Origin of the sequence: Castellaniella sp. GW247-6E4 (assembly GCF_040276065.1) — a bacterium.
GTDB lineage: Bacteria > Pseudomonadota > Gammaproteobacteria > Burkholderiales > Burkholderiaceae_B > Castellaniella.
The window spans coordinates 1-1,154 of the sequence record NZ_JBELOI010000042.1; the positions used below are offsets into that span (position 1 = coordinate 1).

1 protein-coding gene is annotated in these 1,154 nt (G+C 68.3%); it reads right to left on the reverse strand.

The features are described from left to right. Positions 1-1,154: IS21 family transposase (istA, locus tag ABS761_RS16840; RefSeq protein WP_350409546.1), on the reverse strand; the 1,154-nt coding region annotated here is incomplete at both ends.

Below are 1,154 nucleotides of genomic sequence, written 5' to 3' on the forward strand. Positions count from 1 at the left end.
TGTTCAGGGCTGGTCCAGGGTGTCTGGGGGGCATCCGCGAGCTGGTCACGGCCGTTCGCGAGGATGTCACGCACGGTGCGGTAGTGGCAGGCCTGCAGGGACAGCGCCAGGGCGCAGGCCGCCTCCAGCCGATCCTTGCCGTGGCGCTTGGCGAGCGAGAGCAGTCCCAGGCAGGAGCGATAGCCCTGTTCGGGGTGCTTGTAGCGAGCCAGCAGTTCACCGATGAGGGTGCCCGTGGCGATGCCCACCGTCAGTCCCCAGTCGATCAGGCGCCGCGGTGTCCATTGTCGGTGCGCCCTGTGGGCCGCAGGCATGTGGGCATCAACCGTCGTGTAGCCGCCCGCCTGGCGGCTGCGTGCATGGGCGGCTACGCGGCGCCCTCGGTGCAGCAGCTCTACGGCTGTGGCCGTGATGCGGGCATCGAGCTGTTGGCCCACCAGGGCGTGCGGCACGCTGTAGCGGTGGGCCTCGATCTCGACGTGGTAGTCGACGTGCACCCGCACAGTCTTGAAGCGGGCATACTCGTAACGGGCTGTGGGTAAGGCACCCATGGCAGGCGCATCGATGGTGGCGAAGACGCTGGCACGGCTCCCGGGCAACTTCTGGAAGGGCCGGTCATTCAATTCTGCCAGCAGCGGCCGGATCGCCCGGTTGGCGGCGGCCAGATTGCTCAGGCGCACATGCCGCAGACGCGCCAGGATCCAGCGCTCGACCACCTGCACGGCCGACTCGACGCTGGCCTTGTCCTGCGGGGTGCGCGGGCGCGCTGGCAAGACCGAGCAGCCGTAGTGGCGGGCGAAGTCCAGCACCGTGTCGCTCACGCGCGGTTCGTAGCGGTCGGGCACGGCGATGACGGCGCGCGGGTTGTCGGGCACGATGAGTTCGGGCACGGCCCCCATGAAGTGCAGAGCACCCGCCATGCCGGCAATCCAGTCGGCCGTCTTCTGCCCGGCGGTCGCCTGAGCATAGGTGTAGTGCGAAGCGCCCATCGCCGAGACGAAGATGCTCGCGCGACTGCCATCATCGAGCGCCAGCGTGGGGCCGGCGTAGTCCACGAACAGCTTCTCGCCGGCACGATGCACCTGTCGCATCGAGCGCTTCAGGGTCCTGGTGTACTGGTGGTAGCGTTCGCAGAACTGGCTGTATTGCAGGGT